We start from the raw sequence: 6,964 nt of genomic DNA, 5'->3' as shown, positions 1-6,964 counted from the left end.
TGATTGGCATAATGCTTTAGGGTGAAAGCATGACCGAGTTCGTGGAGGGAAACCACGAGTAAGGCGAGGAGGATAAAGGGGAGAAGTAAGTTGCTACCCTGTGTAGTGATTAGTTTTTGTCCAATCGCTAAAATTTCCTGGTGCTGGTGGAGTCCAATAATTAGGGAAACGGTTAAAAATAGACCTAATGTGAAAGCAAAATGCTTTGTCCAAATCCAGGACAGGTTCTCAACATGACGGCTTAACCAAGGATCAGGATTAAACAGGGGAATGCGGAAATATAAGAGTTGTAAAGGGGTGAATTTGCCTCGGCGGGGTTTCGGGGGTTTGGTTCCTTCTAGCATGGCGGTGGCGGCGAGTTGCTGGAGGAGAGTTCGTAGTTGGTTGGGAGGAATGTTATAGGTTTGGCAGATAGCATGGGGGGGGAGGTGTTCGAGGGCGTTAATGACGGTTTTGGTTTGGTTGTTGAGTTGGAGAAAGGTTCTATCTTCGGGATTACGAAGTATCCAATAGTTGTCGGTATGTTGAATCCATTGCAGGCTGGATTTGAGATGGGGTTGACTAGAATTTTGGTGTGAGGATGGGGTAGGGTTGGGTTGGTTGAGGTGGGAGGGTTCTAGGGCGAGAATATTGAGCGTGACTAATTTTTGCAGGAGTTGTTTGACGAAATTAGGTGGGAGGGTTTCGCTGAGTTTCTGTTGAATTTGGTTGACGGTATAATGTCCGGTGAAATAGCGCAGGGCTTGGGCTTCTGGGGGAGAGAATTGGTGGTGATGGTGGTTATCTGGGGTGTGGAGAATGAATTGGCTGGAGTCTCGTTGTTGGCTGAGTTTCCAGTAGGTTGTTATGTCGGGACAAATCCAGTTGTTATCCATAGTTTGTTGGTTTCGGATAAACGATAAAAATTGCTATATGATTGAAATCAAAGGATTCAGGTTGACGCGATGACTGTGGCTCAAGTGAGTAGCAACTATGAAATTGAGATTCCGGTAACGATTCGAGAAGCATTAAAGCTGAAACCGGGGGATGCCTTAGAAATCAAAGTCGTGGATGGTGCTGTGGTGATGATGCCCGTTCCCAGTTACACATCGCGCCTGTTTGCCAAGCATCAAAATCTCTGGCGGGGGGTGGATGCTGTTGCCTATATTCGTGGGGAACGGGAGTCATGGCGCGATTAGATGACCTGGATGGGGTTGCGATCGCTCTCGACAGTGTGATTTTCATTTATGCTTTAGAAGGAAATCCAGAGTTTGGCGAACTAGCTCGGAAAGTTTTGGAGATGATTGAGCAAGGGAAGTGCCAGGGGGTTGCCTCTGATTTGGTGTTGGCTGAATTAATGGTTAAACCCTTGCGAGATGGATATCCTGAGATTGCCGAAGAATATGCTCAGGATTTACCTCATTTTCCTAATCTGAGGTTTTGCCCGGTGACTCAGGCGGTGGTGATTGCAGCCGCCCAGTTACGAGGGAATAGCAATCTGGGCTTGATCGATGCTCTACATTTGGCGACGGCTGTGGAAGCTGGATGCAGAGTTTTTCTCACCAATGATGCTACACTTCGTTCTCCCAACGCGGGTTTAGAGATTTGGATGCTTCGAGATATTGAAGATTGATGGATTGAGATCATCAGAAATTGGTGCGTATTCAGGGGAAGGGCGATCGCTCTTTTGATCAGGGATTGGCGCTAACCGGGAGGGAGAGGGCGATCGCGTGGGAGTCCAGGTATTTGTAGGGGCGGGTAATGGTGCTTAATTTTGATGTTTGTGATAACTTTTCAACAAAACCCGCCCTGACTCAAAATGGAGGTGTGTTTTAGGCGATCGCTCTTTTGATCAGGGATTGACGCCAACTGGGAGGGAGAGGGCGATCGCACGCGGGGAGACTATCACCTTTAATTCGGGTGTAGGGGCGACCCGCTTGCATTAATTAATAACGGTGTCCGCTTAATTTGATCGGGTCGCCCTTTATTCAATTGGCGGTGTCAAACGGTGTTTTTTGAGCGGTTATATGGGTTCCTGGATAGGCTTCCATCGCACCTTGGTGGGGAAACTTCTATTCCTGGTGAGATGGTGTGTCTGGGGAAAGGGGGAGGCGCGATCGCAGGGTGGGGATAGAGAAGGTGCGATCGCGTGGGAGTCCAGGTATTTGTAGGGGCGGGTAATGGTGCTTGATTTTAATGTTTGTGATAACTTTTCAACAAAACCCGCCCTGACTCAAAATGGAGGTGTGTTTTAGGCGATCGCTCTTGTGATCAGGGATTGGCACTAACCGGGAGGGAGAGGGCGATCGCACCCTGGGAGACTATCACCTTTAATTCGGGTGTAGGGGCGACCCGCACCGCATTAATTAACAACGGTGTCCGCTTAATTTGATCGGGTCGCCCTTTATTCAATTGGCGGTGTCAAACGGTGTTTTTTGAATCGAGTAAATTTTATTCCCTGCGTCAACACCGGAACCGGGTTGACTCTCTCCGTGTAAATTTGGTGCGTTACGTCGGGCTTTTTAATTGACTGATTAAGTCCGAAATTTATTCCCGACTAACGCACCCTACCGCTATAACTTATTTATCTACGACTCAGCTATTCTTTAATTCCATTTCGAGAATTCCAATAAGCCTGGAGTGGACTCATTGTCCGGCTCAAAACATTAGAAACATTTTGTGTGTAAGTACCTCCCTTACCATTAATAATTTCATTCCAGTCAGATACAGGTGCATAAGTATCGATAGCAACCAAGTGCAGGTGGTGTCGTGGAGGCGTTTCATCTCCAGTAGGTCCGATATGTTCTGCTGCACTAACTTGCTGTCCAACATGAACATACGACCCATTCAAATGTCCATACCACCAGCGTCGTCCCGTGCGCTCATTATTATCGTTCAGTTCATCAATTGCAATCCACCAGCCATTGCCATTTGTTGACATATGATTTTCAACACTTACGACTCGACCTTTAGTTGCAGAACGAATTGCATTGCCAGGAACAGTATCAATGTCAATTCCGGAATGTGCTCCATAACCTGCATCATGATAGCCGCGATCATAGGCGTAGCCCACGGTTACTGTGTTCGCACTGCCAACAACCGTTTTAGATAAGTCCTCATATACAGATAGAACGTCGGGAGGCATTGCTTTCTTCCATTCATAATATGATAGATAGCTACTGTATTTATCATATTGAGAACTGTCACCACCAATACGATCCCATTTTTCTGTCAGACTCTTATTTGACCAGCCGGGAAAGCTACTAAAATACTGATTGATCGAATCCTCAATGTTGGAGTAATAACTTCCACCACTATCTGGCAAGTTCAACTTCCACTGATGGAAAAAGTTACCCGATATGGGATTGGGATACATATAAATCTGATTGCCATTAGCACCACCTGAATCTAAAGCACGCCCCGTAGCTTTATTAACAACCAGATAAGCATCACCCACTTTTGTAATTTTCCAGAGATGGTAAGGATTATTTTTGTCAGGATTGGGGTGAATGTAAGGTAGCTTTCCACCATCTCCGCCAGCATCTAAAGCTTTCCCTGTTGCTTTGTTGATCATCATGTAATAATCGCCAACTTTCTCAAAACCCCATTGGTGATACTCATTATTAGAATTAGGCGATGAATGAGGATAAACAGAATTATTTTTGCCGCCTGCATCTAGTGCTTTGCTTGTTGCCTTACTAACAACTGTAGAGAACTTCAACCCAGGAAAACGTTTGAGATTTCGGTCTCGCAACCATTGTGCTGAAGCAGATAGGGTTCGTTGATGACCACCATTAGTACCCGTGTTAAAGATGGCTTTTCCACTAGAGGAATAGACAACCAGGTTTCCATCGCCTTGAATAGCGAAATATGCACCTTTGTTGCCTGCGGTATTCGTTGCCCAAACTGGATTACCAGGCCCAGCATAAAGTACAACGTTTCCATCTGTCTGAACTGAAAATCGATCAGCATTTGTGCCATTTGTTCCTGTTGCCCAAATTGCCTTCCCTTGCGGACTATACAATACTAAGTTTCCATCTGTCTGAAACCTGAATTTATAACCTGTAGATGTAATCCATTCTTGACCTCGCCGGAAATCTAAGTTAGTGCCTCCTGGCTTAAGATGAAAAGAGGTTTGTTTTGGTGTACTCGAAGACTTGACATCAACATAGTAAGCCGCCACATAGCCCGTCTTTCCGTTAACCTCAATCTGATACCAGTCATTGCGAGGGCCAGTACCAGGGTTATAAGTTCCTCCCGTAACTGATTTCAAAATCTTGAGTGGTGTCCCTTTGGGCAACTTACCGATAACACTGGCACCAACAAAAGAACCAGAACGGAAGTTTAAGGGCAATGAACCTACTTTAGAATTGACAACACCTGATGTTGAGGATGGAGTTGGCTGAGGTGTGGTCGGATTGCTTGGCGGGGGAGTAGAACCTGTTACTTTACCCGTGAAGAATTTTTCAATTCCACGCGCTACAGCATGAGCCGCTTTCTCCACATTTGCACGACTCATTCCGGCTGCATCGATAAATAAAGATTCAACCAAAACGGCGGGAACATTCGTTGGCGCATTACGCAGAACCGAGAAATTCGCTGTCTTCACACCCCGATTAGGAATGATGGTGTCTGGGAAAATTGCATCTAACTCACTATTAATCGCTTTGGCGAGTTCAGCATCTTTAGCTGGCGCATTGGGATGGGAAAATACTTCATGCCCTTGAGCATTATTGTTAAATGCATTTTGGTGTAACGAGACAAAAATATCATGTCCAGCCGCCCGTTGACCAATTTGTGCCAGAGATAAGCGTTCATCTAACACTTTTACTTCGGCACCAAGTTGTCGTAAATGGTCAGCAACAACCTTAGCCTGATGTAAGTTTTCGACAGCTTCATTTGTGCCATTCCCACTCGCACCAGGATCAAATCCAGTGTTAGTGATTCCATGTCCAGGATCTAAGATAATTTTCTTCCCAGCTAGAGTTGTTGCATTTTGAGTCGGCGTAGGTTGAGGTTTAGGTGTTGAAGAAGTCCCTGTTCCTGATTGCGGTGCTTGAGAATTTAGTGTTTCATCGGGATTATTGTAGAACTTCTCAAATATCTGTTTGAGGAAGTTTTGCCAAGACGCACTTCCAGACGTGCCAAATACCTTCAAGAAATTAGTTAAGGCGGCTTGTTTGACTTGCTCTGGATTGGGTTGTGGTTCAGGTTCCGGTTCCGGTTGTGGTTCCGGTTCAGGTTCAGGTTCGGGTTGCGGATTTGGGTCATTTCCCGGTATATAAACCACTTGTCCTACAGGTAATCGTGTTGCTTCCTCACTGGTAAAAGGTACATTTCCGGCTGAATCTTTGGTAATTTCTGTCCAACGATTTCCATTTCCTAACTCCCGTTGAGCAATTCCCCAAAGCGTGTCGTCGGCTTTCATTTCATAACGATAACGAACCGCCCGTTCCATTGGCGTGACTTTCCCTTCACCACTCCAAGTAATCGGAAAAACTTGTAAATCGGGATTGTATTCTTCTGGTTTTGTTGCCTTAGCTAGATGAATTGCTGCCGCCATGTTTAGTAAGCCTGACCCGGTTTCTAAATCGGGATTTGCGGTTTTGAGATCAGTTGCCGTTGATTTGAGAATGTCAATCACTTGACGGTAACTTAACTCCGGGTTCGCTGCCCAAACTTGTGAGACGGCACCTGTAACTTGAGCCGTTGCCACCGAGGTTCCATCCATAGCTCCCAGATGATTTCCTACAGTGGACAAGACGGGATCTTCTAATGTACCGCTATCAGCAACAATATCTAAACCGTTGCCATAACTTGAATAATTAGCACGGTCAAACCCTTTCCAAACCGAGGTTTCACCATCAATTTGTTCCGCAGAACCAACGGTAATGATGTTATCAAATTGTTGGGAGGCTTGCCCTAAAGCTGACATAACTCCGCCGTCATTTCCAGCAGCAACTGCCACTAAAACATTATTTTGGCGGGCATATTCTAACGCTGCCATTTCTACAGGCGTAAACTCATAACGAGTGGTAACGTTTCCATCCGCATCAATTTGGGTTAAATCTAAACTCAGATTAACCACAGCATTGGGTTGACCCGATTCTTGTGCCGCATCGACAAATTCCACTAATGATTCTGCCCACTTGCCAGAACCCACCGCACGCCCAACCCAAAGCGGCGCATCATCATTAATCCCTTCAATGCCAATATCGTTATCTTGAGTCGCCCCAATAATTCCTAACACATGGGTGCCATGTTCATTCCCCTCACCAGCTTCCATTAGAGGGTTATTATCGCCATCAATGCGGTCTTGCCCTAAACTGATTCGGCTATAGTCAATATCGGGGTTATTGTCACTGAAGCCTGTATCAATAATGCCGACTAACGGCTGATTTTCCTGGGGAAACTCATTCTGGACAGGTTCAGCCAGTTCAGCATCTGTTATCGGTTCGGCGATAATTTCACTGGTGTTAACAGGTTCATCGATAACAACATCCGTTGATTCTTCAGTTGTGGGTTCGGTGACAATTTCACTATTGTTAACAGATTCATCGATAACAACATCCGTTGATTCTTCAGTTGTGGGTTCGGTGACAATTTCACTCTCATCGACTGGGATGTCATCGGTTGGGGATTCTCCGACCAATTCATCCGTTAAGAGTGCGCCATCATCAGGCGTATCCGGCGTAATGTAAGGTTCGTAATAATCAATCAACGCATGACCCAAATCCGTCTCGCTCCAGTCTTTACCAGAATCAATCACCTCATCCATTAAAGCGGCTTCACCCGTCGCCCCGCGCACTTGGAAAATAACATCGTTATAATCCCCATCCGACTGGGTATCCACCCGCAAATCTTCCATCACAAAGGTACTTCCATCCCCGGTGACATCGGCAATTTGCCCGACATGAAACCCATCATCTGGATTCGCTGTCGCCATAGAAAATAGGGGACGCGCCGCCCCTCCCACATCCGGATT

General features: G+C 46.0%; 5 protein-coding genes and 1 pseudogene. 3 read left to right on the top strand and 3 right to left on the bottom strand.

Going from position 1 to position 6,964, the window contains the following annotated elements; genetic code table 11:
- Positions 1-875 (bottom strand): annotated as a pseudogene (locus RIE73_RS02465) (hypothetical protein); the annotation flags it as partial.
- A 69-nt stretch (positions 876-944) separates the two neighbouring features.
- Here RIE73_RS02465 and RIE73_RS02460 point away from each other — a divergent pair.
- The 3 genes from RIE73_RS02460 to RIE73_RS02450 all read left to right on the top strand — a co-directional run bounded on the left by RIE73_RS02460 (position 945) and on the right by RIE73_RS02450 (position 2,150).
- Entirely contained in the window at positions 945-1,178 is a 234-nt protein-coding gene (locus RIE73_RS02460) for an AbrB/MazE/SpoVT family DNA-binding domain-containing protein (protein ID WP_446339928.1), read from the top strand.
- Positions 1,166-1,612, top strand: a complete 447-nt coding sequence (locus tag RIE73_RS02455; protein WP_446399670.1) for a type II toxin-antitoxin system VapC family toxin — start codon at positions 1,166-1,168, stop codon at positions 1,610-1,612. The genes RIE73_RS02460 and RIE73_RS02455 overlap by 13 nt, the downstream gene beginning before the upstream one ends.
- Positions 1,613-2,006: 394 nt before the next feature.
- Positions 2,007-2,150, top strand: coding sequence for a hypothetical protein (locus tag RIE73_RS02450; RefSeq protein ID WP_446399669.1), 144 nt, complete (start codon positions 2,007-2,009; stop codon positions 2,148-2,150).
- Positions 2,151-2,250: 100 nt separating this feature from the next.
- Here the strand turns inward: RIE73_RS02450 and RIE73_RS02445 are convergent, their stop codons facing one another.
- Both RIE73_RS02445 and RIE73_RS02440 read right to left on the bottom strand, forming a co-directional pair.
- Positions 2,251-2,391, bottom strand: coding sequence for a hypothetical protein (locus RIE73_RS02445; RefSeq protein WP_446399668.1), 141 nt, complete (start codon positions 2,389-2,391; stop codon positions 2,251-2,253).
- A 187-nt stretch (positions 2,392-2,578) separates the two neighbouring features.
- The coding region (locus RIE73_RS02440) for a S8 family serine peptidase (RefSeq protein WP_446399667.1) at positions 2,579-6,964 on the bottom strand (4,386 nt) is incomplete at its 5' end.

Source organism: Coleofasciculus sp. C1-SOL-03, assembly GCF_040220555.1.
Lineage (GTDB): Bacteria > Cyanobacteriota > Cyanobacteriia > Cyanobacteriales > Coleofasciculaceae > Coleofasciculus.
Note: the sequence above shows the minus strand (reverse complement) of the source record. Positions and strands in the feature narration are given on the sequence as shown.